The sequence below is a fragment of the Mongoliimonas terrestris genome (assembly GCF_001927285.1).
Lineage (GTDB): Bacteria > Pseudomonadota > Alphaproteobacteria > Rhizobiales > Pleomorphomonadaceae > Chthonobacter > Chthonobacter terrestris.
In genome coordinates, this window is record NZ_MSIG01000013.1 from 21053 (window position 1) to 47165 (window position 26113).

General features: G+C 69.5%; 22 protein-coding genes. 12 read left to right on the forward strand and 10 right to left on the reverse strand.

The window, feature by feature from the left end:
• Positions 1-44: 44 nt before the first annotated feature.
• Complete coding sequence (argJ, locus tag BUQ68_RS17195) at positions 45-1286, reverse strand: bifunctional glutamate N-acetyltransferase/amino-acid acetyltransferase ArgJ (protein WP_075217243.1); 1242 nt, start codon at positions 1284-1286, stop codon at positions 45-47.
• Positions 1287-1631: 345 nt separating this feature from the next.
• On the opposite strand from argJ, the gene BUQ68_RS17200 reads away from it, so the two are divergent.
• Together BUQ68_RS17200 and BUQ68_RS17205 are read left to right on the forward strand one after the other, a co-directional pair.
• Positions 1632-2876, forward strand: coding sequence for a PQQ-dependent sugar dehydrogenase (locus BUQ68_RS17200; protein WP_175577839.1), 1245 nt, complete (start codon positions 1632-1634; stop codon positions 2874-2876).
• Positions 2877-2977: 101 nt separating this feature from the next.
• Entirely contained in the window at positions 2978-3298 is a 321-nt protein-coding gene (locus BUQ68_RS17205; protein WP_075217244.1) for a c-type cytochrome, read from the forward strand.
• A 60-nt stretch (positions 3299-3358) separates the two neighbouring features.
• Here BUQ68_RS17205 and BUQ68_RS17210 read toward each other — a convergent pair whose 3' ends face one another.
• Positions 3359-4258: a peptidylprolyl isomerase gene (locus BUQ68_RS17210; protein WP_075217245.1), complete on the reverse strand. Its 900-nt coding sequence runs from the start codon at positions 4256-4258 to the stop codon at positions 3359-3361.
• Between the two features lie 508 nt (positions 4259-4766).
• Between BUQ68_RS17210 and secA the strand changes: the two genes are divergently transcribed.
• From secA to aqpZ, 4 genes are all read left to right on the forward strand, one after another.
• Positions 4767-7556, forward strand: a complete 2790-nt coding sequence (gene secA / locus BUQ68_RS17215; RefSeq protein ID WP_075217246.1) for a preprotein translocase subunit SecA — start codon at positions 4767-4769, stop codon at positions 7554-7556.
• 184 nt (positions 7557-7740) lie between these two features.
• Positions 7741-8589, forward strand: a complete 849-nt coding sequence (locus BUQ68_RS17220; RefSeq protein WP_075217247.1) for an SDR family NAD(P)-dependent oxidoreductase — start codon at positions 7741-7743, stop codon at positions 8587-8589.
• A 148-nt stretch (positions 8590-8737) separates the two neighbouring features.
• Complete coding sequence (locus tag BUQ68_RS17225; RefSeq protein ID WP_075217248.1) at positions 8738-9205, forward strand: Rrf2 family transcriptional regulator; 468 nt, start codon at positions 8738-8740, stop codon at positions 9203-9205.
• 328 nt (positions 9206-9533) lie between these two features.
• A complete protein-coding gene (gene aqpZ, locus BUQ68_RS17230; protein ID WP_075217249.1) occupies positions 9534-10262 on the forward strand; it encodes an aquaporin Z in 729 nt (242 codons plus the stop codon).
• An 87-nt stretch (positions 10263-10349) separates the two neighbouring features.
• Here the strand turns inward: aqpZ and typA are convergent, their stop codons facing one another.
• Positions 10350-12179, reverse strand: coding sequence for a translational GTPase TypA (gene typA, locus BUQ68_RS17235; RefSeq protein WP_075217250.1), 1830 nt, complete (start codon positions 12177-12179; stop codon positions 10350-10352).
• Between the two features lie 294 nt (positions 12180-12473).
• Here typA and BUQ68_RS17240 point away from each other — a divergent pair, with 294 nt between their 5' ends.
• Both BUQ68_RS17240 and BUQ68_RS17245 read left to right on the forward strand, forming a co-directional pair.
• Positions 12474-12947 carry a MarR family winged helix-turn-helix transcriptional regulator gene (locus BUQ68_RS17240; RefSeq protein WP_075217251.1) on the forward strand — a complete coding sequence of 158 codons (474 nt, stop codon included), beginning with the start codon at positions 12474-12476 and terminating at the stop codon, positions 12945-12947.
• Positions 12944-14146: a multidrug effflux MFS transporter gene (locus BUQ68_RS17245; RefSeq protein ID WP_075217252.1), complete on the forward strand. Its 1203-nt coding sequence runs from the start codon at positions 12944-12946 to the stop codon at positions 14144-14146. Before BUQ68_RS17240 ends, BUQ68_RS17245 begins: the two co-directional genes overlap by 4 nt.
• A gap of 58 nt (positions 14147-14204) precedes the next feature.
• Here BUQ68_RS17245 and BUQ68_RS17250 read toward each other — a convergent pair whose 3' ends face one another.
• From BUQ68_RS17250 to BUQ68_RS17260, 3 genes are all read right to left on the reverse strand, one after another.
• A complete protein-coding gene (locus BUQ68_RS17250; RefSeq protein ID WP_075217253.1) occupies positions 14205-16286 on the reverse strand; it encodes a M3 family metallopeptidase in 2082 nt (693 codons plus the stop codon).
• 28 nt (positions 16287-16314) lie between these two features.
• Positions 16315-16956, reverse strand: coding sequence for a LysE family translocator (locus tag BUQ68_RS17255; protein WP_075217254.1), 642 nt, complete (start codon positions 16954-16956; stop codon positions 16315-16317).
• Positions 16957-17088: 132 nt separating this feature from the next.
• Entirely contained in the window at positions 17089-18204 is a 1116-nt protein-coding gene (locus BUQ68_RS17260) for a site-2 protease family protein (RefSeq protein WP_075217255.1), read from the reverse strand.
• Positions 18205-18505: 301 nt separating this feature from the next.
• Here BUQ68_RS17260 and BUQ68_RS17265 point away from each other — a divergent pair, with 301 nt between their 5' ends.
• Both BUQ68_RS17265 and BUQ68_RS17270 read left to right on the forward strand, forming a co-directional pair.
• Positions 18506-18805: a hypothetical protein gene (locus BUQ68_RS17265; protein ID WP_075217256.1), complete on the forward strand. Its 300-nt coding sequence runs from the start codon at positions 18506-18508 to the stop codon at positions 18803-18805.
• A gap of 2 nt (positions 18806-18807) precedes the next feature.
• Positions 18808-20259: a methyl-accepting chemotaxis protein gene (locus BUQ68_RS17270; protein WP_075217257.1), complete on the forward strand. Its 1452-nt coding sequence runs from the start codon at positions 18808-18810 to the stop codon at positions 20257-20259.
• A 12-nt stretch (positions 20260-20271) separates the two neighbouring features.
• On the opposite strand, the gene BUQ68_RS17275 is transcribed toward BUQ68_RS17270, so the two are convergent.
• Entirely contained in the window at positions 20272-21492 is a 1221-nt protein-coding gene (locus tag BUQ68_RS17275) for an argininosuccinate synthase (RefSeq protein WP_075217258.1), read from the reverse strand.
• Positions 21493-21742: 250 nt separating this feature from the next.
• On the reverse strand, positions 21743-22591 hold the full coding sequence (locus tag BUQ68_RS17280) for a phosphatase PAP2 family protein (RefSeq protein WP_175577840.1): 849 nt from the start codon (positions 22589-22591) through the stop codon (positions 21743-21745).
• A 267-nt stretch (positions 22592-22858) separates the two neighbouring features.
• On the opposite strand from BUQ68_RS17280, the gene BUQ68_RS17285 reads away from it, so the two are divergent.
• Positions 22859-23230 (forward strand): YkvA family protein, encoded by a 372-nt coding sequence (locus BUQ68_RS17285; RefSeq protein WP_075217259.1) that lies wholly within the window; start codon positions 22859-22861, stop codon positions 23228-23230.
• 246 nt (positions 23231-23476) lie between these two features.
• On the opposite strand, the gene BUQ68_RS17290 is transcribed toward BUQ68_RS17285, so the two are convergent.
• Both BUQ68_RS17290 and BUQ68_RS17295 read right to left on the reverse strand, forming a co-directional pair.
• Entirely contained in the window at positions 23477-24451 is a 975-nt protein-coding gene (locus BUQ68_RS17290; RefSeq protein WP_075217260.1) for an NADPH:quinone oxidoreductase family protein, read from the reverse strand.
• Positions 24452-24552: 101 nt separating this feature from the next.
• Positions 24553-25137, reverse strand: coding sequence for a sigma-70 family RNA polymerase sigma factor (locus tag BUQ68_RS17295; protein ID WP_245293297.1), 585 nt, complete (start codon positions 25135-25137; stop codon positions 24553-24555).
• Between the two features lie 413 nt (positions 25138-25550).
• On the opposite strand from BUQ68_RS17295, the gene BUQ68_RS17300 reads away from it, so the two are divergent.
• Positions 25551-26060, forward strand: a complete 510-nt coding sequence (locus BUQ68_RS17300; protein ID WP_075217262.1) for an invasion associated locus B family protein — start codon at positions 25551-25553, stop codon at positions 26058-26060.
• The last annotated feature ends 53 nt before the right edge of the window (positions 26061-26113 follow it).

Below are 26113 nucleotides of genomic sequence, written 5' to 3' on the forward strand. Positions count from 1 at the left end.
GCGGGTCCTTTCCGAACGAGAGGCGGGCGGGGCGCCCGGGCCGGTCAGCTGCGGTAGTCGCCGTTGATGGCCACATATTCCTTGGTGAGATCGCACGTCCACACCGTGGCGACCCCGTCGCCGAGCCCGAGGTCGACGCGGACCCGGACGTGCTGGCCCTGCATCGCCGCGGTGGCGGCCGCCTCCGAATAGCCGGCGTCGCGCTCGCCCTCAACGGCGACGCGGGTGTCGCCGAACCAGATGGCGATGCGATCCCGGTCGGCGGGCTCGCCGGCCTTGCCGACCGCCATGACGATGCGGCCCCAGTTGGCGTCCTCGCCGGCGATGGCGGTCTTGACCAGCGGCGAGTTGGCGATGGAGAGGCCGATGCGCTTGGCGGAGACGTCGCTGGTCGCGCCGGTCACCGTGATCTCCACGAACTTGGTGGCGCCCTCCCCGTCCTTGACCACCAGGTGGGCGAGGTCCTGCAAAAGGTCATGGAGCGCGGCGCGGAAGCCGGCGAGCCGCGGATCGTCGACCGCCTCGATGCGCGGGGCGCCGCGGGCGGCGGCGGCCTGGGTGGCGAACAGCATGAGCGTGTCGGAGGTGGAGGTGTCGCTGTCGACCGTGATGGCGTTGAACGAGGTCTCCACCCCGGCGGACAGCAGGGCCTGCAGGACAGGCGCGGCGATCGGCGCGTCGGTGAACACGAAGGACAGCATGGTGGCCATGTCCGGCGCGATCATGCCGGCGCCCTTGGCGACACCGTTGATCGTCACCGGCACGCCGCCGAGGTCCACCGTGCGGGTGGCGACCTTGGGGAAGGTGTCAGTGGTCATGATGGCCTTGGCCGGCTCGATCCACGGCGTGGCGGCGAGCCGGGCGGCGGTGTCGTCGAGCACGGCGCCGAACTTCGCCGGGTCCAGCGGCTCGCCGATGACGCCCGTGGAGGCGAGGAAGACCGTCGCCGGATCGATGCCGAACACCCGCGCCACATGGTCGGCGGAGAGCCGCACGGTGTCGCGGCCCTTGCGGCCGGTGAAGGCGTTGGCGTTGCCGGAGTTGACGAGAAGCGCCCGGGCGCGGCCCTGAGCGAGGTTCTCGCGGCACCAGTCCACCGCCGCCGACGGACACTTGGACCGGGTGAACACGCCCGCGGCCTCGGTGCCCTCGTCGAGGGCGACGAGCAGCACGTCCGTGCGCCCCCGGTACTTGATGCCGGCCTCGGCGGTGGCGAAGCGCACGCCCGCGATGGCGGGCGCGTCCGGCAGGGACGTGGGAGCGAGCGGCGAAACGGCGTGAGCCATGGAGGGGCATCCGGGACGGGTGGGCGCGCGCGGGCGCGCGGGAGGGACGCCGGAGGTTTTGCGGGATGGCCGGTCGGAAGGCAAGGGGGGAAGGCAAGAGGGGGCAGGCGGCGGGAATGCCCGGTTCCGTGCGCGCCCGACGCGCGGGTCGACGCCCGGCCGGGCGCTTGCGGCGCGCGTTCCACTAAAGTCGAAATTGATCCGGTCCGACAAACCCGTTGACGCGCCCAGCGATACAGTTGACGCTCCAGTCGTGGCGGCGATGAATCTTCCCTCGCGCAAGCATGGATGAACCGGACAAAAGATCCGGGTGCGCCGCCTGAACGCATATGGGAGGAAATACCAATGATGACGCGTTTCACCACCGCGGCCATTGCATCGCTTTTTCTTTGCAGCGCAGCATATGCCCAAGCGGATCTGGAGAAGCTCAGCACGTTCAAGACCACGGGAACGACCGAGTTCACCGTGATCGACCAGAACAGCCCGAGCGCCGACGCGATCCGCAAGACGCTGCAGCGGATCAAGCTGCCGGACGGTTTTAAGATCGACCTCTACGCCCTGGTGCCCGACGCCCGGCACATGGCCGTGGGTCCGCAGGGCATCGTCACCTTCGTGGGCACGCGCAAGACCGAGGTCTGGGCGGTGACGGACCGCGACAAGGACCGGGTGGCCGACGAGGTGAAGAATTTCGCGCCGTCGCTCGCCAAGGCGATTCCGAACGGCCCGTGCTTCTCGCCCGACGGCTTCCTCTACATCGCCGAGCAGAACCGGGTGCTGGTCTATCCGGCCGCCGAGTTCTTCTACGAGAGCCCGGACGTGGTGGCTGTCCCGGTGATCCCCGGCGGCAAGCTGATCCCGCCGGAAGAGGAAAGCTTCAATCACACGGCCCGCGTCTGCAAGATCGGCCCGGACGGCAAGCTCTACATCTCCCTCGGCCAGCCGTTCAACGTGTCCCCGAAGGAGAAGCTGGACCTCTATGCCGAGCAGGGCATCGGCGGCGTGATCCGCGTCAACACCGACGGCACGGGCCGGGAGGTCTTCACCCGCGGCATCCGCAACTCGGTCGGACACGATTTCCACCCGGTCACCGGTGAGCTCTGGTTCACGGACAACCAGGTCGACGGCATGGGCGACGACATCCCGCCGGGCGAGATCAACCGGCAGACCGCGATCGGCCAGCACTTCGGCCATCCGTGGTTCGGCGGCGGCAACGTGCGCACCAACGAGTACAAGGGCGAGGACGTGCCGGTCGAGGTGGTGATGCCGGTGGTGGAGACCGTGGCGCATGCCGCCGACCTCGGCATGATGTTCTACACGGGCAGCATGTTCCCGGCGAAGTACAAGAACGCGATCTTCTCCGCCCAGCACGGATCGTGGAACCGCACCACGCCGGTCGGCGCCCGCGTGATGGTGACCTTCATCGACGGCGAGGGGAAGGCGACGACCGAGCCCTTCGCGGAAGGCTGGATCGACGAGAACGGCGAGTATCTCGGCCGACCGGTGGACGTGGCGCAGCTGCGCGACGGGTCCATCCTGGTCTCCGACGACCTCGCCGGGGCGATCTATCGGATCAGCTACGCGGGCAACTGAGCGAGCGGTCCCCATCGGAGCGGGACTGGACGGGCGGCGGGATCCGGCACCGGACCTCGCCGCCCGGCCGCGTCTCCAACAGCAAAGCGTCAGCAATCCTCATGAAGCCGGTCCTTATTCTAGCCCTCGCGGGCCTCGTCGTTACGACCCCCGCCGTCGCCGCCGATGCGGCCGCCGGCCGCCAGAAGGCCGGCGCCTGCCGGACCTGCCACGGTATCGACGGGATCGCCAAGATCCCGATCGCGCCGCACATCGCCGGGGAGAACAGGATCTACCTGGAGACCCAGTTGAAGGCTTTCCGGTCCGGCAAGCGGGAGCACGAGATCATGTCGGTGGTGGCGCAGAGCCTCAGCGACGAGGACATCTCGGACCTGTCGGCCTGGTACAGCTCCATCGCCATCTCGGCGACCGTGCCGGAGTAGCCGCCATAAAGAAGGCCCCGCCGTCGCCGGCGGGGCCTCGATCCGCTCCGGATCGGACGATCAGGGCTTCGGCGCTTCCGCCGGGGCAGCGCCCGCCGCCGGGGGCGCGCCGGCCGGCGCGGCGCCTTCGGCCGCCTGGTCCATGCGCTCCACCTCGGCATCCGCCTTCAGCGTCTGCAGGATCTCCTGGAACTTCTCGCGCTGGACGACCGCGGCGACCTGGTCCTTGACCTCCTCGAAGGCCGGGGCCGGCTGGGTGCGCTTCTCGTCCACCTTGATCACGTGGTAGCCGAACTGGCTCTGCACCGGCGTCTTGGTGTAGGTGCCAGGCTCCAGGGCGAAGGCCGCCTCCTCGAAGGCCGGGACCATCTGGCCCTTGGTGAAGAAGCCGAGGTCGCCGCCGTTGACCTTGGAGCCCGGGTCCTCGGACTTCTCCGACGCGATCGCGGCGAAATCGGCGCCGCCGTCGAGGTCGGTGATGATCTGCTTGGCCTCGTCCTCGGTCTTCACGAGGATGTGACCGGCCTTGACCTCCTCCGGCGCCTGGTAGCCGGCGAGGTCCTTCTCGTAGCGGGCCTTCAGCTCCTCGTCCGTGATGGCGGACTGCACCTTCTCTTCGATATAGGTGTTGCGCAGGGCCTGGGCGCTGAGGAAGGCCATCCGGTTCTTGTAGACCTCGCTGTCGGCGAGGCCCTCCTTCTCGGCCGCGTCGGCGATCACGTGCATGTCGACGAGGGCGTCGATCACGATGGAGCGGCGCGCCGCTTCCGGCACCTGGGCGAGCTGCTCGCCGAACACCTCGATGGCAAGGTCCACCTCGGTTTTGGTGATGTCCTTGCCGTTGACGCGGGCAAGCACATCCTGGGCCGAGACCGGCAGCGCCGACGAGAGGGCGACGAGAGCCGTCGCGGCGAGGGCGGCGGCGCGGACCGCCAGGGAGCGGCGCGTGGTGTATGTCATGGACGTTTCCTTCGATCCGTTGAGAGCAGATAATTGTTGTCGGTGGAATGGGTCGGTCCGGCGGGTGCCGGGGCTCAAGGTGGATGGCGACGACCGCCACGCGCGAGGCAGGCTCGCGGATGACGGCCTCGGCCGCCAGGTGGCGACCACATGGGGCCTTCGTCCGGCGAAACCAAGGCCGCGCGGCTTGGCCTCGCGTATAGCCTGCCGACCGGCCCCCTCTCAAGGCGCCACGTTGACAAGGCCGGACCCGGCTCTTAGGTAGGGTCGGGCCGTTGGCGGTCGAATGCGCGGCGCCCTGCCGCCGCTTCCGCCTTGCGCCGCCCGGCGCCCCGCCGCCTGCGGGTTCCGCCGCCCCCTCGCCGACGCCCGACCGACATCCGGCCGGCGCCCCTGGGGAGCGGCGAAATCCTTGCCGACAGCGCCGGAATTCGGTTTGAAGGCGCCGTCCCTCCTCCTTGCCAACGGGAGACGGGCGACGTCCGCTCTAAGGTAAGGATGGGCTGCCATGGTCGGCTTCGGCGCGCTGGCGCGAAAGCTGTTCGGTTCGGCGAACGACCGCCGGGTCAAGGGATACCGGCCGCGCGTGGCCGCCATCAACGCGCTCGAGGACGAGGTGAAGGCGCTGAGCGACGACGCGCTCAAGGCCCGCACCGCGGAATTCCGCGAGAAGCTCGCCAACGGCGCCACCGTGGACGACCTCCTGGTGCCGGCCTTCGCCACCGTGCGCGAGGCGGCCCGCCGGGTGCTCGGCCAGCGCCATTTCGACGTGCAGCTGATCGGCGGCATGGTGCTTCACGAGGGCGCCATCTCGGAGATGAAGACCGGCGAGGGCAAGACGCTGGTCGCCACCCTGCCGACCTACCTGAACGCGCTCGCCGGCAAGGGCGTGCACGTGGTGACGGTGAACGACTACCTCGCCCGCCGCGACGCGGAGTGGATGGCGAGGGTCTACGGCTTCCTCGGCCTCTCCACCGGCGTGATCGTGCACGGCCTCTCAGACGGCGAGCGCCGGCAGGCCTATGGCTGCGACATCACCTACGCCACCAACAACGAGCTCGGCTTCGACTATCTGCGCGACAACATGAAGTACCAGCGCGACCAGATGGTCCAGCGCGGGCATCATTTCGCGATCGTCGACGAGGTGGACTCCATCCTGGTGGACGAGGCGCGCACGCCGCTGATCATCTCCGGCCCGCTCGACGACCGCTCGGAGTTCTACAACACCATCGACACCTTCATCCCGGGCCTGGAGCCCGGCGACTACGAGGTGGACGAGAAGCAGCGCACCGCCATCTTCACCGAAGCCGGCACCGAGCGTCTGGAAGCGCGGCTGAAGGCCGCCGGCCTCCTGAAGGGCGCCTCGCTCTACGACGTGGAGAACGTCTCGGTCGTCCACCACGTGAACCAGGCGCTCCGCGCCCACCGGCTGTTCCAGCGGGACAAGGACTATATCGTCAAGGGCGACGAGGTCATCATCATCGACGAGTTCACCGGCCGCATGATGCCGGGCCGGCGCTATTCCGACGGCCTGCACCAGGCGCTGGAGGCCAAGGAACACGTCAAGATCCAGCCGGAGAACCAGACGCTCGCGTCGATCACCTTCCAGAACTACTTCCGCATGTACGGCAAGCTCGCCGGCATGACCGGCACCGCCTCCACGGAAGCGGACGAGTTCGCCGACATCTACGGCCTGGAGGTGCTGGAGATCCCGACGCACCGGCCGGTCGCCCGCCAGGACGACGATGACGAGGTCTACCGGACCGTCGAGGAGAAGTACAAGGCGATCACGGAGACCATCCGCGAGGCCAAGGCCAAGGGTCAGCCGGTGCTCGTCGGCACCACGTCGATCGAGAAGTCCGAGACGCTGGCGGCCATGCTGGTGAAGGCCGGCTTCAAGCAGAAGTCGTTCGACGTGCTCTACGACGGCGACCAGGGCGGCGCCGACGAGATGGTGTTCCAGGTGCTGAACGCCCGCTACCACGAGCAGGAGGCCTTCATCATCAGCCAGGCCGGCGTGCCGGGCGCGGTGACGATCGCCACCAACATGGCCGGCCGCGGTACCGACATCCAGCTCGGCGGCAACGCGGACATGCGCATCGCCCAGGAGCTCGGCAGCATGCCGGCGGGTCCGGAGCGGGACGCCCGCGAGGCGAAGATCCGCGAGGACATCGCCCGGCTGAAGGACAAGGCGCTCGCCGCCGGCGGCCTCTTCGTGATCGGCACCGAGCGCCACGAGAGCCGGCGCATCGACAACCAGCTGCGCGGCCGCTCCGGCCGCCAGGGCGACCCGGGCCATTCGCGCTTCTACCTGTCGCTCCAGGACGACCTGATGCGCATCTTCGGCTCCGACCGCATGGACGGCATGCTGCAGAAGCTCGGCCTGAAGGACGGCGAGGCCATCATCCACCCGTGGATCAACCGGGCCCTGGAGAAGGCGCAGCAGAAGGTGGAGGCGCGGAACTTCGACATCCGCAAGAACCTCCTCAAGTACGACAACGTCATGAACGACCAGCGCAAGGTCGTGTTCGAGCAGCGCATCGAGCTGATGACGGACGAGAACGTGTCGGAGACCGTGGCGGAGATGCGCCACGACGTGATTGCCGACCTCGTCACCAAGCACATTCCGGAGAACGCCTACGCCGAGCAGTGGGACGTGGACGGGCTCGCCGCGGCCGTCCGCGAGACGCTGAACCTCGACCTGCCGATCGCAGACTGGGCCAAGGAAGAGGGCATCGCCGACGAGGAGATCGAGGAGCGCCTGAAGAAGGCCTCCGACGAGGCCTTCGCGGCGCGCGAGCAGCGCTTCGGCGAGGACGTGATGCGCCAGGTGGAGAAGGCCATCCTCCTGCAGACGCTGGACAACCTCTGGCGCGAGCATCTCGCCCACCTGGACCACCTGCGCTCCGTCATCGGCTTCCGCGGCTACGCCCAGCGCGATCCGCTGAACGAATACAAGACCGAGGCCTTCTCGCTGTTCGAGGCGCTTCTGACCCAGCTGCGGCAGGCGACCACCGCCCAGCTGATGCGGGTGGAGCTCGTCCAGCGCGACGCGCCGCCGCCGCCCGTGTTCGACGACAGCGGCATGGCGCCCCATCACCTGGACCCGGTGACGGGCGAGGACGAGTTCGCCACCGCGAACGCCGCCCTCGGCATGGGCGTCGGGGCCGCCGGCGTCGCGGTTGCCACCGCGCGCGATCCCGCCGACCCGAGCACCTGGGGCAACGTGGGGCGCAACGAGCCCTGCCCGTGCGGGTCGGGCAAGAAGTTCAAGCACTGTCACGGCCAGTTCGCCTGAGGGCGGCGCGTCGAGATCGCGGGGCGGCGTCGCAAGGCGCCGCCCTTTCTCGTTGGCGATCGATCCGGTTGGACAGGCCGGTTCGGCTCGATCGAGGGATCGCATCGCCGGCTCGGCGGTTGACGGGGCGAGCGCCGGGCGGCCATCGTCCGGCTTTGTCCGTCCGCACACCGGAGCATGCCCCATGGCCTCTCACCCCGCCTTCATCCGGGACGGCGTCGCCGTCGTCACCGGCGCCGCCAGCGGCATCGGCCGCGCAGCCGCCGAGCGCTTCGCCGGGCTCGGCCTCAAGGTGGCCCTCGCCGACGTGAACGCGTCCATGCTGGAGGAGGCCCGCGCGGCCGTGGCGGCGGTGGCCGGGGGCGACGGCCGGGTGATCGCGGTGCCGACGGACGTCGCCGACCGGGCGGCGGTGGACCGGCTGCGCGAGGCGGTGGAGGCGGACCTCGGCCCCGCCACGGTGCTGATGGCGAATGCCGGGCGGGAGGGCGGCGGCGGGCTGTTCGCCGACCCGAACCGCTGGACGGAGACGATCGGCACCAATCTCTTCGGCGTCGTCAACGCGATCCAGGCTTTCGTGCCGGGCATGATGGAGCGCAACGCCCCCGGCGCCGTGATCGTGACCGGCTCCAAGCAGGGCATCACCACGCCGCCGGGCGACACGGCCTACAATGTGTCGAAGGCCGGCGTGAAGGTGGTGACGGAGGCGCTGGCGCACGAACTCAGGACGCGGCCGGACGGGCGGATCACGGCACACCTTCTCATCCCGGGCTTCACCTTCACCGGCTTCACCCGGGTGCGGACCAGCGTGAAGCCCGACGCCGCCTGGACGGCCGAACAGGTGATCGACTTCATGCTGGCCGCCATGGAGCGCGGCGAGTTCTACATCCTCTGTCCCGACAACGACGTGACCCGGGCGATGGACGAGAAGCGCATGCGCTGGGCGATGGACGACGTGGTCCTGAACCGCCCCGCCCTCTCCCGCTGGCATCCGGATTTCGCGGACGCCTTCGCGGCGTGGATGAAGACCTAGCCATCGATGGCCTTCCGGTGATCGGATCGGGGCCAGGCTGCAGCCTCCATAGCTGCCCTACCCCTGTCAGGACTACTGCGTATTTTCACCTAAATTTAGAACGACTCAAACCTTGACCCGGACGGGGAAGTCATCCTATCTGAGAGGCATGCGGCTCACTCAGCAAACCAACTACTCCGTTCGAATCCTGCTCTACTGCGCGGCCAATCCTGATCGGCCGAGCCGGGTGGCGGATATCGCGTCGAGTTTCGACATGTCGGAGACGCACCTCTTCAAGATCCTGAAGGTGCTGGTGGACGGCCATTTCATTCGCACGATCCGGGGCCGCAACGGCGGGATCATGCTGGCCAAGCCGGCGGAAGACATCCGCATCGGCGCGGTGGTGCGGGCGGCGGAGGAGAATTTCATTCTCGCCGACTGCTTCGACGAGGCCGGCCACAATTGTCCGCTGACGCTGAGCTGCGAGTACAACCGCATCCTCCGCGAGGCGCTCGCCGCCTTCTTCAGCGTGCTGGACCGCTACACCATCGCCGACGTGGCGAAGGACCGCCCGGACCTGCGCTTCCTGCTCGGGATCGAGGACGCGGCCTCGGCCGCACCGGCCGGCACGGCCTGATCTCCCGTTCCGTCGATCGACGACCCGCTCGCGGGTCGGACGCTCGAGTTGGGCGCACGGGCTTTCGCTCATGCTTGCCCCAGCGGTTGCCGCGGCTTGATCCCTGTCCGCCGTCCGGTAAGCGGAAACCTTGCCCCCCTCATGACCGATGCTTCGGGCCGCACGCCTGCCGTGACGCGCGGCCTGCGCACTTTGGTCCGTCGATCCGAGGCCGTCGTTTCCGCGTGGCAAGCGCAAGCTGAGCCTTGCCCGGCGCGATAAATTACCTCTTCCTTAACTATCCGCCGACGGCCGGCGGTCGCGTGTCATCGCGCAGGGAGGGGCCACCATGAAGAAATACATCGCCGAGGCAATCGGCACGTTCTGGCTGACGTTCGCCGGGTGCGGATCGGCCGTCATCGCGGCAGGCTTTCCGGAGGTGGGCATCGGCCTCCTCGGGGTTTCGCTCGCCTTCGGGCTCACGGTCGTGACCATGGCCTACGCCATCGGGCACATCTCGGGCTGCCACCTCAACCCGGCCGTGACGGTCGGGCTCACCATGGGCGGCCGCTTCCCGGCCTCCGAAGTCGGGCCTTACATCGGCGCCCAGGTCGCGGGCGGGGTGATTGGGGCCTTCGTGCTCTACCTGATCGCCAGCGGGTCCCCCGACTTCAGCACCGCCGGCGGCTTCGCGGCCAACGGCTACGGGGCGCATTCGCCGGGCCAATATAGCCTGCTCTCCGGCTTCTTGGCGGAGTTCGTGCTGACGGCGGCCTTCCTGTTCGTGATCATGGGATCCACCCACGGCAAGGCGCCCGCGGGCTTCGCGCCGCTCGCCATCGGGCTCGCCCTTACGCTGATCCACCTGGTGTCCATCCCGATCACCAACACGTCGGTCAATCCGGCGCGGAGCACGGGTCCGGCCCTCTTTGCCGGCGGGTGGGCCATCGGTCAGCTCTGGCTGTTCTGGGTGGCGCCGCTGCTCGGCGGCGCGGCGGGCGGCATGCTCTATCGCTGGCTGAGCGCGGAACCGTCCGGCGCGGTCACCGGCACCGCGTCGGCCCGGCAGGTCGCCTGACCGAGGAAGCCTACCGAACACGAAAAAGCCCCGCCGCCGGTATCCGGCGACGGGGCTATCGAGCGTCTCAGGCCAACAGACGGCTGATCAGGCCGCGGCTTCCTTGGACCGTTCGGCGCGCTTGCGGTCGTTCGGGTCCAGGATGGCCTTGCGCAGGCGGATGGACTTCGGCGTCACCTCCACCAGTTCGTCGTCCTGGATCCAGGAGAGCGCGCGCTCCAGCGTCATGCGGATCGGCGGGGTGAGGCGGACGGCCTCGTCCTTGCCGGCGGCGCGCACGTTGGTGAGCTTCTTGCCCTTGAGGACGTTCACTTCCAGGTCGTTCTCCCGGTTGTGCTCGCCGACGATCATGCCCTGGTAGACCTTCCAGCCGGGCTCGATCATCATCGGGCCGCGGTCTTCCAGGTTCCAAAGCGCGTAGGCCACCGCCTCGCCCGCCTCGTTGGCAATCAGGACGCCGTTGCGCCGGCCGGCGATGTCGCCCTTGAAGGGCGCGTAGTTGTGGAACAGCCGGTTCATGATGGCCGTGCCGCGGGTGTCGGTCAGAAGCTCCGACTGGTAGCCGATCAGGCCGCGAGTCGGCGCGTAGAAGACGAGACGCTGGCGGTTTCCGCCGGAGGGACGCATCTCCACCATGTCGGCGCGGCGCTCGGACATCTTCTGGACGACCACGGAGGAGAATTCCTCGTCCACGTCGATGACCACTTCCTCGATCGGCTCCAGGGTGTCGCCGGTGGCCTCGTCCTTCTGGTAGACGACGCGCGGACGCGACACGGCGATCTCGAAGCCCTCGCGGCGCATGGTCTCGATGAGAACGGCGAGCTGCAGTTCGCCGCGGCCGGAGACGAAGAAGGAGTCCTTCTCCGAGCTTTCCTCGATCTTCAGGGCCACGTTGCCCTCGGCCTCCTTGAAGAGGCGATCGCGGATCATGCGGCTCGTCACCTTGTCGCCCTCGGTGCCGGCGAGCGGCGAGTCGTTGACGATGAAGGACATGGTGACGGTCGGCGGGTCGATCGGCTGGGCGGCCAGCGGCTCGGTCACTTCCGGGGCGCAGAAGGTGTCGGCGACGGTGCCCTTGACGAGACCGGCGATGGCCACGATGTCGCCCGCCTCGCCGAACTCGATCGGCTGCCGCTCGATGCCGCGGAAGGCCAGGATCTTGGAGATGCGGCCCTGCTCGACGACCGAGCCGTCCTGGGCCAGCACCTTGACGGTCTGGTTCGGCTTGATGGTGCCGGCGGTGATGCGCCCGGTGATCATGCGGCCGAGGAAGGGATTGGCCTCCAGCAGCGTACCGATCATCTTGAAGGGCGCGCCCTCCTCCACGGTCGGCTCCGGCACATGGCGGAGCACCAGGTCGAACAGCGGTGCCATGCCCTGGTCCTGCGGACCCTCGGGGCTTTCGGCGAACCAGCCGTTGCGGCCGGACCCGTAGAGGATCGGGAAGTCGAGTTGCTCGTCGGTGGCGTCCAGGTTGGCGAAGAGGTCGAACACCTCGTTGATCACCTCCTGGGAGCGGGCGTCCGAGCGGTCGACCTTGTTGATCACCACGATCGGACGGAGACCGACCTTCAAGGCCTTGCCGACCACGAACTTGGTCTGCGGCATCGGACCCTCGGCGGCGTCGACCAGCACGATGGCGCCGTCCACCATGTTGAGGATGCGCTCCACCTCGCCGCCGAAGTCGGCGTGGCCCGGGGTATCGACGATATTGATGCGGGTCTCCTTCCAGACGACCGAAGTCGCCTTGGCGAGGATGGTGATGCCGCGCTCCTTTTCCAGATCGTTGCTGTCCATCACGCGCTCGGCGACGCGCTGGTTCTCGCGATAGGAGCCGGACTGCTTCAGGAGTTCGTCGACGAGCGTGGTCTTGCCGTGGTCGACGTGCGCAATGATGGCGATGTTGCGAAGTTTCATGAGCTGTCCGGGGAGCGAAAAACGGGAGACGGCCCGGGGAGTGCACTCAGCCGGGCCGTCCTATTGCGGCGCACTATACGAATCATTGTGTCGGGAGCAAGAAGTTCTCGCGACAATGGGCGGAATTGCTGCTTTTGCAGGGCGATTCCGGCAGCATGGCTGCCCTGCGCCGCCACGGAGAGGGTGCCGAACGGACGGGGCGAGGGGCCGCGGGCCAGCGAAGCGCGGGCGGAGCCGGCTTGACAGGAGGGCCGGCGCGGCTCTTGGTAAGGCATCCTTATCATCGAGACGCCCATGCCTTATCCGGACGAACCTCTCGGCTTCATCGTCGTCGATGTGGCGCGCCTCTTCCGCCAGCGCTTCGAGGCGGCCCTCGGCGAGGCGGGGCTGGGGGTGACGCCGGGCGAGGCCCGCGCGCTCTACCACGTGGTCACCTACGGCCCGGTGCGGCAGACGCTGCTTGCCGGACGGCTGGCGGTGGAGCCGATGACGCTGGTCGGCTATCTGGACCGGCTGGAGAAGGCCGGCCTCGTCGTCCGCGCCCCGGACCCGGACGACCGGCGCGCGAAGCTGGTCTCGGCCACCGCCGCCGCCGACGCACTCTATCCGAAGGTCCGCGCCATCGCCTTGACGGTTCGGGGTGAGGCGACGGCCGGCCTGGAGCCGGAGGCGGTGGACCGGCTGCGCGCCACCCTCTCGGCCATGCGCCGGAACCTCGACGGACCGGCCGGGGCCGGCATCGGACCGGCGGCAGGCGAGACGCCATGACGGCGCAGCCGCACGTCTCGCAGACGACCATCCTCTCCGAGCGGGCCACCTCGGCCTTCGGCGCCATGCTGGTGGCGATCGGGCCGATCTCCATGGCGCTCTACACGCCGGCCATGCCGACGCTGGTGACGGCCTTCGGCACCACGATGGCGATGGTGAAGGCGACGCTGACGGCCTATTTCGCCGGCTTCGCCCTCGCCCAGCTGGTCTGCGGCCCCCTCAGCGACGGCTATGGGCGCAAGCCCGTGGTGCTCGGATTCCTGGCCCTCTACGTGGCGGCAAGCCTGGTGGCGCTGGTGGCGCCGACGGCGGAATGGCTGATCGCCGCCCGCTTCGTGCAAGGGGTGGGCGCCGCCGCCGGGGTGGCGATTTCGCGGGCCATCGTCCGCGACAGTTTCACCGGCCAGCAGTCGGCCCGGATCATGAACACGATCGGCATCTGGCTTGCCGTCGGCCCGGCCCTGTCGCCGACCATCGGCGGCATCCTGCTGCAGGTCTTCGACTGGCACGCCATCTTCGTCAGCATGGTGGTCTACGGGGTGGTGCTCCTCGCCGTGGTGGCGGTCGGCCTGCCGGAGACGAACCGGACGCCGGACCCGGCCCGCGCCCGGCCGGCCGGTCTCGTTTCGGCCTACCGCATGCTTCTGGCCGATCGACGCTTCCTTCGGCCGAGCCTCGTCGTCGGTCTCACCATCGGTGGGCTCTACGCCCTCGGGACCATGCTGCCCTTCGTGATCATCGAGAGGGTCGGCCTGTCGCCGACCGCCTTCGGCCTCGGCATGCTGATGCAGTCGGGCAGCTTCATCGCCGGCGGCATCGTCACCCGCCGGCTCCTGAAGCGGATGGACGCGGGCCGGCTGGTGATCCCCGGCCTCGTGCTCTGCGCGACCGGCGGGGTGATGCTGTTCGCCTCGCTCAGCCTGCTGCCACCGAGCTTCCTCGGCATCATGGGTCCGGTCGGCGTGTTCGCCTTCGCGCTGGCGCTCTTCATGCCGGCGATGACCACGGAGGGTCTCGCCCCCTTCCCGCAGGCCGCCGGCGCGGCGGCGGCCCTGATGGGCTTCCTGCAGATGGGCGGCGGCTTCGCCGGATCGGCGATCGCCACTCTCTTCGCCGACCCGGTCCTCGCGCTCGCCACCATCGTGCCGGCGATGACCGTGATCGGGCTGGGGCTTGCGCTGGCGCTGCGCAAGGCGTGAGATCGGGCTCGCAAAGGTCGCACGGGCCCGCCCTTCACGGGCTGGCTCTGGAACCGCCTCAGGCGGCGTCCATCAGGCCCTTCTTCACCAGCATGGCGTCCACGGTCGGCATGCGGCCGCGGAAGGCCCGGTAGGTCTCCTCCGGGTCGACCGCGCCGCCGACCGCGTAGATGTGGCGGCGGAGGCGCTCGGCGACCGCCGGGTCGAATGGATCGCCGGTCTCCCGGAAGGCCTCGAAGGCGTCCGCGTCCAGCACCTCCGACCAGGTGTAGCTGTAGTAGCCGGCCGAGTAGCCGCCGGCGAAGATGTGGCCGAACTGGGGGCTGCGGTGGCGCATGGCGATGCTCGACGGCATGCCGATTTCCGCCAGCACCTCCGCCTCCACGGCCATCGGATCGTCCACCGGGCCGCGGGTGTGGAAGGCCATGTCGACGAGGGCCGAGGCGGTGAACTCCACCGCCGCGAAGGCCGCGTCGGTCGGGCCGGCGGCCAGCACCTTGTCGATGAGGTCCTGCGGCATCGGCTCGCCCGTGGCGTGGTGGCGGGCGAAGGCCTTGAGGACGACCGGCACCGTCATCCAGTGCTCGTAGAGCTGGGACGGCAGTTCCACGAAGTCGCGCGGCACGGAGGTGCCGGAGACGGACGGATAGGTGACGTCCGACAGGATGCCGTGGAGCGCGTGGCCGAACTCGTGGAAGAGCGTGCGCGCGTCGTCGAACGACAGGAGCGCCGGCCGGCCCTCGGCGGGCTTGGCGAAGTTGCAGACGTTGATGATGATCGGGATCTGGCCGGTGCCCGTGTCGATCGCCAGCTTGTGCTGGCTCTGGAAGCCGCTCATCCAGGCGCCCGAGCGCTTGGTCGGCCGGGCGAAATAGTCGCCGAGGAAGAGGGCCTTCAGGCTGCCGTCCGCGTCGCGGATCTCGAACACCCGCACATCCGGATGGTAGCCGTGGCCCGTCGGCATCTCGACGGCCTGGATGCCGAACAGCCGCTCGGCGACCGCGAAGGTGGCGGCGATCATGTTGTCTAGGGAGAGATACGGCTTCACCGCGTCGTCGGAGAAGGCGAAGGCGCGGGACCGCCGTTTCCGGGCGTAGTAGCGCCAGTCGAACGGCTGGATCGGGTGGTTGCGCCCCTCCTCCTGCACGAGGGCCTGGAGCGCCGCCTCGTCGTCCCGGGCGCGGGCGACGGCCCGGTCCCAGACCTGGCGGAGGAGGCCGGTGACCGCCTCCGGCGTCTTCGCCATGGTGTCGTCCAGCATCCGGGCGGCGTGGTGCGGGTGGCCGAGAAGGTTGGCCGCCTCGAAGCGCAGCGCCAGCATCTCCTTGATGACCGGGCGGTTGTCGCGCTCGCCCGGGTTCCCGCCGCGCGCCAGGAACGCGGTGAGCACCTGCTCGCGGAGGTCGCGCCGGTCGGCGTAGCTGAGGAAAGGCTCCACCAGCGAGCGGGAGAGGCTGAGCGCATAGCGCCCGTCGGCGCCGCGGGACTTCGCCTCCGCCGCCATGGCGTCGCGGAGCGTCGCCGGCACGCCGGCCAGATCCGCTTCGTCGAGGAGGAGCACGAAGGCCTCCTCGTCGGCGAGAAGGTTCTGGCCGAAGCGGGCGCGAAGGGCGGCGAGGCGCTCGTCGATGGCGGCGAGCCGCTCCTGCTCGGGCCGGGCGAGCTTGGCACCCGCGCGCACGAAGCCCTTCCAGTGCCGCTCCAGCACGCGCGTCTCCTCGGGCGTGAGGCCGAGGCTTTCACGGCGGGTCCAGAGATCGTCGACCCGGGCGAATAGGGCCGCGTTCATGCTGATCGCCGAATAGTGCCGTGACATCCGCGGAGCGAGATCGCGCTCCAGCGCCTGCAGGGTGGGGTTGGTGTCCGTGCCGGCCCGGCTCCAGAAGAGCGCGGAGGCACGGGAGAGGCCTTCGCCGGCAAGCTCCAGCGCCGTGATGGTGTTGGCGAAGGTGGGCGGCGCCGGATTGTCGGCGATCGCCGCGATCTCGGCGGCGTGGGCCGGCAGCAGGCGGTCGAAGGCGGGCGCGAAATCCGCGTCCTTGACGGCGGAGAACACCGGCAGGCCGTGCGGCCCGGTCCAGGCGACGACGGCCGGGTTGAGGGCGGCGGGCGCGGTGTCGGTCGGGACGGTGTCGGGCAAGGGGGGACCTTTTGGGACGGAGGGCGGATCAGGCGCGGCGCCAGCCGAGAAGGCCAGGGGTGGCGTGCACGATCGCCTGGAGGGCGAAGCCGCAGAAGAGGAGGCCGGACAGGCGCACGATGGCGCGCTCGTTGCGGCGGTAGAAGCGGCGGACGAAACCCGCGCCGATGATGGCGACGAGGATCAGGTCGGCGACGAGGAAGCCCACCAGCGAGGCGGCCAGGAGCACCGGCAGCGAGCCGAAGGACAGCGCGTCGGCCGAGCCGGCGAGGAGGGCCGTGAAGGTGGCGAGCGCCACCGGATAGCCCTTCGGGTTGGTGAGACCGAAGACCAGGCCGCGCGTCAGCGGCCGTTCCACGGTGACGAGCGCTTCGCCCGGCGCCCGGGGCTTGGCGGTGAGCGCCGACCAGCCGATCCAGGCGAGATAGAGCCCGCAGGCAAGGCCGAGCGCGTCGAAGATCACGGTGCCGATGGTCTTCGCCCCGACGATGGCGACGAGCGCCAGCGCCGACCAGACGATGTCGCCGGCAAGATGCCCGGCGATGAAGCGCGCGCCCGCCCGCCGCCCCTGACCGGCCCCGATGCCGAGGAGGGCGAGGAAGGCCGGGCCGGGGGTGAGGATGTAGGCCATGGCGGCCAGGAAGGCGGAAGCGAGGAGCGTGAAGGTCAAGGACGGACCGAAGGTCGGAGCAAGGAACGCCCATGGGAATCGATGGCGGCGCGGGGGTCAAGGGGGAGAAACGCCGCCCTCGGGTCCGCCGCGCCGGTCCGGCCGGGATCCGCCGCGCCGATCGGGCGCGGGTCACCCCCAGGGGCGCGCCGGCGCGACGGCGGCGGGACCCTTCCAGTCGGCGGCGTCGAGCATCATCAGCTCGGCCACGTTCTCCTGGCTGATGTAGCCGACGAGGCGGCCGTCCGGGTCGAGCACGGCGGCGAGCGGGATCTCCTTCTCGCTCATCAGGCGGAGCGCCAGCTCCAGCCAGTCCTGCGGCCGCACGGCCGGCACGTCCGCGGCCATCACCTCCAGGACCGGCGTCGTCGGGCCGGTGGCCTTGAGGGCGCGAATCATGGCGTCGCGGGTGAGGAAACCGCGCAGGCGCCCGCCGCCGTCCACCACCGGGAACTCCCGCTGGGTGGTGCGGATGAGCGCGTCCGCCGCCTGGTCCACCGTGTCGGTGGGCGAGAGGCTCTCGAACGAGCGGATCATCGCCTCCGACACCCGCATCTTGCGGGCCCGCTCCATCAGGCCGGTCTGGCCGGCTTCGGCGGAGGCGGCGAGATAGACGAAGATGGCGATGAAGACCAGGATAGCGTTGCCGCCGAAGAGGCCCATGGCGCCGAACACGAAGGCGACGCCCTGGCCGATGGCGGCGGCGATCTCGGTCGCCCGCCGCCGGCCGAGCCGGAGCGCCAGGAGCGCGCGAAGCACCCGGCCGCCGTCCATCGGGAAGGCCGGGATGAGGTTGAAGAGGACGAGGAAGACGTTGACCGCCGCCAGCCGGTCGATGAAGGACGCCTCCGCCTGCTCCACGGTGGCGAGCGCGCCCGGGTCGAGCCGGGCGCCGACCAGCATCAGCATGATGGCGATGACGACGTTCACCAGCGGACCGGCGATGGCGATCACCATCTCCTCGCCGGGCTTTTCCGGCATGCGGGCGAGCCGGGCGAGGCCGCCGATGGGCAGGAGCGTGATGTCCGGCGTCTCGATGCCGTAGCGCTTCGCCGCCACCGCGTGGCCGAGTTCGTGCAGCGTCACGCAGGCGAACACCGCCACCATGAACAGCACCCCGTCGATCGCCGCCGCCCGTCCGCCCTGGGTGTAGGAGGCGAAGCCGATCCACAGGAGCAGGATGAGGAAGGTGAGGTGGATCCGGATCTCCGATCCGAAGACGCGGCCGAGCGGAATGGACCAGGACATGGGCGGGCTGCTTCCTTGGCGGTCGGGCGCGATCATAAGTAGCGCCGACATATGTCGAACTTAGGAAGCAGGAGGGCATCCGGAAAGATCCGCGTGGCCCCCGATGAGGCTTTGGGCAAGAGCCGGCCAGCACAAAGGCCGCCCGGCCCCAGGCCGCTTTCGGCGGAAGGGGACGGAAAGCTAGGCCGGGTATCGGACCGGCTCGACAACCCCTGGCATGAATTGCAGGAGATATGTCAATTTTGATCTTGTCTTAACTTGCGAAGGTTATTTGTCGGAGGTTCCCGGGGGGAGCAACGCCGTGCTGATCGTCCGAAACCTCTGCATCCTTACTCTTCTGATCAGTACCGCCGCTGTCTTCGGCACGGGCGCGGACGGCGGGACGCTGGTCGTTTCGCCGACCTTTCTCGACTACCCGCACCCGATCACGGCCATCGGCCGCGCCGGCGGATCGCTGATCCGCGAAGGACGCGCCGGCGTGTTCGCGATCGCCCATTCGGACGATCCCGCCTTTCCGACCCTTCTGCGCCAGGCCGGGGCGATGTTCGCCGTACCGACGGCGCTCGGCGAGACGTGCCTTTCCATCCAGTCCTCGGAGTGACCATGACAACCGTCGATGATTTCAGGAGCCTGTTCGCAAAGGTCGTTCTCGGCCTCCTCTGGGCCAACGCGCTGATCGCCACCGTCGCCGCGCTCGCGGTATCGGGATTGAACGTCGTGGTGGTCGCCGGCTCGGTCGGCCTTGCGGCGATCGGCTCGGTGATGATCGTCGCCAAGGGTCCCGGTCCGGCCGTCCGGATCAACACCGCCATGGCGCTGGCGGCGCAGGTCGCCCTGATCGTGCTCGCCTTCCGGGGTCATGGTCTTCAGATCGACATCCACATGTACTTCTTCGCGACCCTCGCCGTCTCCGCCGGCTGGTGCGACTGGCGAGCGGTCGCTGCCAACGCGGCGGTCGTGGCGCTCCACCATGTGGTGCTGAACCTCATCATGCCGGCGGCGGTGTTTCCGTCCGCCACGGCCGATTTCGGGCGGACGGCGATCCACGCCGTCATCCTGGTCAGCCAGACGGTCGTTGTCGCCTGGCTCGCCGCCCGGCTGGAGCAGGCCTTCGAGGACGGGCGCATCGCCCGGTTGGCGACGGCCTCCAAGGACGAGATGGAGAAGTACGCCGCCGCCGAGGCGGAGCGGGCGGCTCTGGCGGTGCAGAACCGCGAGCGCATGCAGGCGGAGATCGTGGGCTTCCGCAGCGGGATCGACAGCATGATGGCCGAGCTCGGCCGGGATCTGGACGCCCTCGGCGACACTGCCGTGCGTCTCGGATCGGTCTCCGACCAGGCGCTCAACCTCGCCGATTCGTCGGTGCGGCAGGCGGACGCGTCGACCCGCACGATGGAGGCTACCGCCAGCGCCTCGGCGGAGGTGAACGCGACGGTCGCCGACCTCAACCGCACCGCGCTGTCGGCCCGCACCGTGGTGGAGGCCGCCAAGGAGGAGGCCGTGGCGACCTCGTCGGAGATGCGCAGCCTGCTCGACGAGGCGGAGCGGATCCGCGACTTCGTCGCCATGATCGAGAGCATCGCGGAACGCACCAACCTGCTCGCGCTCAACGCCACCATCGAGGCCGCGCGGGCCGGCGAGTCCGGCCGGGGCTTCGCGGTGGTGGCCGGCGAGGTGAAGCAGCTCGCCGAACAGACCCGCCGCGCGACCGCCGACATCGAGGCGCGGATCACGGCGGTGGCCGAGGCCTCCCAGCGGGCGGCGTCGCGCAGCGGCGCGGTGACGAGCCGCATCGAGTCCCTCACCGACTTCACCACCGCCATCATCGTGTCGATGCAGCAGCAGCAGAGCGCCACCCAGGAGATCGACCGGACCATCCGCGAGGCGGCGAAGGGCGCGATCCATCTGTCCGACACGGCCGGCGAGACCCGCCGGGCCGCCACGGTTACCAAGGACGCGGCGCTCTCCGTGGACGCCACCCAGGGACGCGTTCGGCAGGCGGCCGACCAGCTGCGCGACCGCATCGGCGCCTTCCTGGCGAAGGTCCCGGCCTGAGCGCCGCCCCGTTCAGCCGCCCCGGTTCCGCTTGGCGAGCGTGCGGAGCCGGAGCGCGTTCAGCTTGATGAAGCCGGCGGCGTCCTTCTGGTCGTAGGCGCCCTGGTCGTCCTCGAAGGTGACGAGAGCGTCGGAGTAGAGCGACTTGGGGCTTTCCCGGCCGATGACCATGACGTTGCCCTTGTAGAGCTTCAGGGTCACCTCGCCCTCCACGTGCTCCTGGCTCTTGTCGATGAGGGCCTGGAGCATCTCGCGCTCCGGCGAGAACCAGAAGCCGTAGTAGATGAGCTCCGCGTAGCGGGGCATCAGGTCGTCCTTGAGGTGCGCGGCCCCGCGGTCGAGGGTGATGCTCTCGATCGCCCGGTGGGCGGCCAAAAGGATGGTGCCGCCCGGGGTCTCGTAGACGCCGCGGCTCTTCATGCCGACGAAGCGGTTCTCCACGAGGTCGAGCCGGCCGATGCCGTTGTCGCGGCCGAAGTCGTTGAGGCGGGCGAGGAGGGTGGCGGGAGAGAGCAGCTCGCCGTCGATGGAGACCGCGTCGCCGCGGGCGAAGCCGACGCGGATGACGGTCGGCGTGTCCGGGGCGGCCTCGGGCGAGATGGTCCGCATGTGGACGTACTCGGGCGCCTCCTTGGCCGGATCCTCCAGCACCTTGCCCTCCGAGGAGGAGTGCAGGAGGTTGGCGTCGACGCTGAACGGGGCCTCGCCCTTTTTGTCCTTGGCGACCGGGATCTGGTGCTTCTCGGCGAAGTCCAGAAGGTCGGTCCGGCTCTTGAACGACCAGTCGCGCCACGGGGCGATGATCTTGATGTCCGGGTTCAGCGCATAGGCGGAGAGCTCGAAACGGACCTGGTCGTTGCCCTTGCCGGTGGCGCCGTGGGCGATGGCATCGGCGCCGGTGCGGGCGGCGATCTCGATCAGGTGCTTGGAGATGAGCGGCCGGGCGATGGACGTGCCGAGGAGGTAGAGGCCCTCGTAGACGGCGTTGGCGCGGAACATCGGGAAGACGAAGTCGCGGACGAACTCCTCGCGCACGTCCTCGATGTAGATCTCCTTGATGCCCAGCATCTCGGCCTTGCGGCGCGCCGGCTCCAGTTCCTCGCCCTGACCGAGGTCGGCCGTGAAGGTGACCACCTCGGCGCCGAGTTCCGTCTGCAGCCACTTCAGGATGATGGAGGTGTCGAGGCCGCCCGAATAAGCGAGCACGACCTTCTTGATGTCGCCCTTGCGCATGGTCTCTCCGAAAGGAGGCGTGCGCTTCGGCCCGCCTCGTCGCCCGTGTGCGTCGTCGCGGCGCGATCTGCCGCCCCGCCCTGATCGGCGGGCACTTTTAATCGGATTGGCGGGCCGCGCAAGCGGCGGCTCGCCCCAGAGCAGTCTCCGATCAAGTTGCACGACCTGATCGAAGAGAGAATGCTCCAGGCTTTTGAATCTGGAGCGATTTCTTGTCGACCTGACGATTCCGTCAGGGAGGACAAGCGCTCTAGCGGAAGAGCGCGAGGAAACGGCGGGCGGCGGCGAGCCGGCGGGTGGCGAAACCCTTGGCGGCATCGCCGGCGCGGCCGAGCCCCATGGCGATCCGGTCGTCGGTGAGCGGGTTTGACGGGGCGAAGACGGCGGCGTGGACGAGGAGCATGACGAGGAGGGTGAGAAGCCAGGCGATCACCACGTCGGAGAGGAAGTGGCCGCCGAAGGCGATGCGGTTGACCGAAAGGGCGAGGGCGAAAAGGAGCGTGCCGATCACCGTCGCCTTCCGCCAGCCGGCGGGCACCAGCACCGCGACGGCGAGGAGGAAGATGGCGGACGAAGCCTCGCCCGAGACGAAGGAGCAGTTGCGGGCGCAGTGGTCCACCATGGCCCAGGGGCCGGTGAAGGGCAGATCGCCGCCGAACGCGGTCACGTCGCGGGGCCGGGCCCGTCCCCAGTTGTCCTTGAGGACGGAGTTGACCAGGAGGCCGGGGCCGAGGATCAGGGTGGCGAGCAGGAAGAGCCCCGCCCGCGGCGGCACGACGAAGCGGGCGCCGCAGGCGGCGAGTGGCACCAGGAGGGCGAGGAGCCCCGCCACCGCCACAGCCGCCACGACTGCCTGACCGAGTTCGCGAAGGTCGACGAGGACGCCGATCCGCTCGGCCGGAAAGCCGTCGCCCGGCACGTGGAAGAGCCCGCTGACCGCAAGGTCGAGGCCCGGGACGGCGACGAGCAGGAGGCTGACGATCAGGGTGGCGGTGAGGGTGACGAGGACAGGTCGTCGGACGAGACGCCGGGACAGCGCCGACAGCATGGAGGTCTGGCCGGCGGAGGAGGAGAGCGACTTGCCGGCGGGATCGGACACGGGGTGGAACCTCGGACCATGCTCTTCGGTTGACCGGCCTGACGGTCGGACGGGCGCCACCCGACAATCCGGCATGCGCCGCCGACTTCTAGCGGCCGGCGCGGACGGCGCCAAGAGCGCCCGGACCGGCGCGGGATCATCCGCTCGACCCGCCACCGCCGGCTTGCCGCCGACCGGGCGGCGGACTTGCGGCGAACCGGTTCGGGACCCATGTTGTCGACGACGGGCGCCCATCGCCCTCCCCTCTTGGACCAGCGAGGCCCATCCATGGCGACGCGCCACTATGACGACCCGGAGATCATCGGCCCCGAGGGCCAGCGGGAGGCCCGCGTGCGCCGGGACTTCTGGCGCGTGGCCAAGAAGGCGGCCCGGTCCATTCCGATGTTCGACGAGGTGGTCGCCGCCTATTTCTGCGCCCTCGACCCGAAGACGCCGACCCGGGTGCGGGCGACGCTCCTCGCCGCCCTCGCCTACTTCGTGGTCCCGTTCGACCTCGTGCCCGACTTCCTGCTCGGCCTCGGCTTCACCGACGACGTGACCGTGCTCGCCGCCGCCATCGCCATGGTCCGCTCCAACATCACCGAGGGCCACCGCCTGGCCGCCCGCGACGCGCTGAAGGACGACACCGCGAAGCTGTGACGCGGCGGGCGGCATCGGGCGTTTCCGTGGTGCGGTGGATGGGAAGCGCCGCGCCTTGCCCCTCCCTCCGTCGGCATGGTCCGCGCAGGCGGACCAGCCACGCATAAGCACCTGGGCACGCAGCGGTTTCGTCCCTGGTGCCGCCCCTCCAGAAGCGTGGGTGGTCCGCCTTCGCGGACCATGACGATCGTGGAGGTGGGGCAGCCCCATCCTCGATGCCGCTCCTGTCGCCCCCACCCCGCCGCCTCACGGGACCAGAACCACCTTGCCGCGCACCCGGCGGCCCGCGATTTCGGCGAGGGCTTCGGCGATCTGGTCCAGGGGGTAGCGGGCGTGGATGGTGGGGGTGAGGCGGCCGGCGGCGACTTCGGCGAGGAGCCAGCGGGTGTTGGCCACGTGGCCGGCCGGGTCGCGCTTCGTCCAGGCGCCCCAGTGGACGCCGACCACGTCGATGCTCTTCAGGAGCACGAGGTTGAGGGCGAGTTTGGGGATGTCGCCGCCGGCAAAGCCGACGACCAGGTAGCGCCCGCCCCAGGCGGTGGCGCGCACCAGCGGATCGACGAGGTCCGCCCCGACCGCGTCGTAGACCACGTCCGCGCCGGCACCACCGGTGAGCGCCTTCACCCGCTCCTTCGGATCCTCCGACGAGAGGTCCACCACCGCCTCGGCCCCGAGCGCGAGAACGCCGGCGGCCTTTTCGGCGGAGCCGACCATGCCGATCACCCGCGCGCCCATCAGCCGGCCGATCTCCACCGCCGCCTGGCCGACGCCGCCGGTGGCGCCGGTGACCACGAGCCAGTCGCCGGGAGAGAGACGCCCGCGGTCCTTCAGCGCATGCACGGTCGTGCCGTAGGCGACGATGAGGCCGGCCGCCTGCTCGGCGCTGACCCCTGCCGGGATGGGGATCAGGCTGTCGGCGGGGGCGAGCACCGTCTCGCGCGCGGCCCCGTGGCCCGTGTAGGCGCACACCCGGTCGCCGATCGCGAAGCCTTCCACCCCCGGGCCGATGGCCGCGATGGTGCCGGCGCATTCGGCGGACGGCGAGAAGGGCCGCTCCGGCTTCACCTGGTAGCGATCCTCGATGATCAGCGTGTCCATGAAGTTGAGCGCGGCCGCCTCGACCGCGATCGCCACCGCGCCCGCGCCCGGAACCGGATCGGGCAGGTCGCGGACCACCAGGGTGTCGGGCCCGCCAGGGGCGATGGAAAGAACGGCGCGCATGACGAGGTCGGCCTCCGGGGTACGTGATGGCCGGAGGGTGCGTCAGCGGCGGGGCGCTTGTCGACGGGGACATCCGTCGCATCGGCGGAGCGGTCGTCTGGTCAGTCCACGTCCACCTGGGAATCGGCCTCCAGGATTCGCCTCAGCCGGGTGAAGGCGAGGCGGATGCGGCTCTTCACGGTGCCGAGCGGCAGGCCGGTCTCGTCGGCGATCTGGCTGTGCGAGAGACTTTTGAAGAAGGCGAGCTCGACGAGGCGAAGCTGCTCCTCCGGCAGTTCGCGGAGGGCGAGGCGGACGCGCGCCTCGCGCACCTGAGCGTCGAGGTACTCGTCGGCGTCGATGTTGTCCTGCGGCTGGAAGGACGGCTCGTTGGGGTCGAGGTCGCCGAGCCGGTCCCGGCGCAGGCTGTCGATTCGCCGGTTGCGGGCGATGCGGAAGAGCCACGTGCCGACCGACGACTTCGACCGGTCGAACAGGGCGGCCTTCCGCCACAGGGTGACCATGACCTCCTGCGTGAGCTCCTCGGCGACACCGGCGGGCGTGCCGAGGCGGATCAGGTAGGCGTTCAGGCGCGGGGCATAGTGATCGTACAGTTGGATGAAGGCGGCGCGATCCTGCGACCGGGCGACCTCCTCGACCAGACGGGCGAACGCGTCGTTTTGCGCGACGGCGACTTCACGGACCACTCTCGACGCCCCCATCCGTCGTTCGGTCGTGACGCGCCCGATCGCAGGCGAACCGCGTGTCGACGACACGTCTTGCGACCGGGCCCGACCCGGCCTGTCCCGAATACTCCGACCGGACCACCACGCCAGCCGAAGCCCAAGGTGGGAACCGTCAAACTCTCGCCCGATTTACGGCCAAGCGTGCCGGACTTCGACAGGATCATAGCCGATAACTGTCGAACTCGCCAAGGCGCATGCCGGATCCGGGTGCGGGATTTCCCGCAGGATCCTTCCGGGTGCGAAGATTTGCCCATCGAGGCTTTGCGTGAACCTGCAACGGTTTGGTAACCATCGGGCCGTAGCTTCGACGGAAACCATGTGCCGGTTGACGGCAGGCCGCGGCCTGTGCCGACACGCTGGAGTATAAGGAAATCATGACGAACGCACGCACGCTCGGAACAGCGCTCACGATGCTCCTCGGCGCAGCGACGGTCGCGGGGGCGCAGACCCAGACGCTCCTCGAGCAGTTCAACCGCTGGACCACCTACGCCTACAACGGCAACGCCGGCAAGGTTTGCTACGCCATCACGCAGCCGCAGAAGACCGAGCCGAGCGGCCTCAACCGCGATCCGGCCTACGTGTTCGTGACCAACCGCCCGAAGGAGGGCGTGCGGCACGAGTTCAGCGTGGAGACGGGCTATCCCTACAAGGAAGGCTCCAAGACCACGGTGAAGATCGGCAACGACACCTTCGTGCTCTTCACCAAGGAGAGCGGCGCCTGGGTGGAGAACGCCGCCGAGGAGAGCCGCCTGATCGCCGCCATGCGGGCCGGTTCGGATATGGTGGTGACCGGCACCTCCCGCCGCGGCACCACCACCACGGACACCTACTCGCTCTCCGGCGTGACCGCGGCGGTGAACCGCATCGACGGCGAGTGCCGCTGACCGGTCCATCCGCCCCGACCTGACGGCGCGACCGGCCCCCCTTCTGTTCGGGG

What these genes read in the sequence shown, in the direction of transcription:
- argJ (WP_075217243.1), bottom strand. Translation starts at nt 1,286, where the DNA reads ATGGCTCACGCCGTTTCGCCGCTCGCTCCCACGTCCCTGCCGGACGCG.
- BUQ68_RS17200 (WP_175577839.1), top strand. Translation starts at nt 1,632, where the DNA reads ATGATGACGCGTTTCACCACCGCGGCCATTGCATCGCTTTTTCTTTGC.
- BUQ68_RS17205 (WP_075217244.1), top strand. Translation starts at nt 2,978, where the DNA reads ATGAAGCCGGTCCTTATTCTAGCCCTCGCGGGCCTCGTCGTTACGACC.
- BUQ68_RS17210 (WP_075217245.1), bottom strand. Translation starts at nt 4,258, where the DNA reads ATGACATACACCACGCGCCGCTCCCTGGCGGTCCGCGCCGCCGCCCTC.
- secA (WP_075217246.1), top strand. Translation starts at nt 4,767, where the DNA reads ATGGTCGGCTTCGGCGCGCTGGCGCGAAAGCTGTTCGGTTCGGCGAAC.
- BUQ68_RS17220 (WP_075217247.1), top strand. Translation starts at nt 7,741, where the DNA reads ATGGCCTCTCACCCCGCCTTCATCCGGGACGGCGTCGCCGTCGTCACC.
- BUQ68_RS17225 (WP_075217248.1), top strand. Translation starts at nt 8,738, where the DNA reads ATGCGGCTCACTCAGCAAACCAACTACTCCGTTCGAATCCTGCTCTAC.
- aqpZ (WP_075217249.1), top strand. Translation starts at nt 9,534, where the DNA reads ATGAAGAAATACATCGCCGAGGCAATCGGCACGTTCTGGCTGACGTTC.
- typA (WP_075217250.1), bottom strand. Translation starts at nt 12,179, where the DNA reads ATGAAACTTCGCAACATCGCCATCATTGCGCACGTCGACCACGGCAAG.
- BUQ68_RS17240 (WP_075217251.1), top strand. Translation starts at nt 12,474, where the DNA reads ATGCCTTATCCGGACGAACCTCTCGGCTTCATCGTCGTCGATGTGGCG.
- BUQ68_RS17245 (WP_075217252.1), top strand. Translation starts at nt 12,944, where the DNA reads ATGACGGCGCAGCCGCACGTCTCGCAGACGACCATCCTCTCCGAGCGG.
- BUQ68_RS17260 (WP_075217255.1), bottom strand. Translation starts at nt 18,204, where the DNA reads ATGTCCTGGTCCATTCCGCTCGGCCGCGTCTTCGGATCGGAGATCCGG.
- BUQ68_RS17270 (WP_075217257.1), top strand. Translation starts at nt 18,808, where the DNA reads ATGACAACCGTCGATGATTTCAGGAGCCTGTTCGCAAAGGTCGTTCTC.
- BUQ68_RS17275 (WP_075217258.1), bottom strand. Translation starts at nt 21,492, where the DNA reads ATGCGCAAGGGCGACATCAAGAAGGTCGTGCTCGCTTATTCGGGCGGC.
- BUQ68_RS17285 (WP_075217259.1), top strand. Translation starts at nt 22,859, where the DNA reads ATGGCGACGCGCCACTATGACGACCCGGAGATCATCGGCCCCGAGGGC.
- BUQ68_RS17290 (WP_075217260.1), bottom strand. Translation starts at nt 24,451, where the DNA reads ATGCGCGCCGTTCTTTCCATCGCCCCTGGCGGGCCCGACACCCTGGTG.
- BUQ68_RS17300 (WP_075217262.1), top strand. Translation starts at nt 25,551, where the DNA reads ATGACGAACGCACGCACGCTCGGAACAGCGCTCACGATGCTCCTCGGC.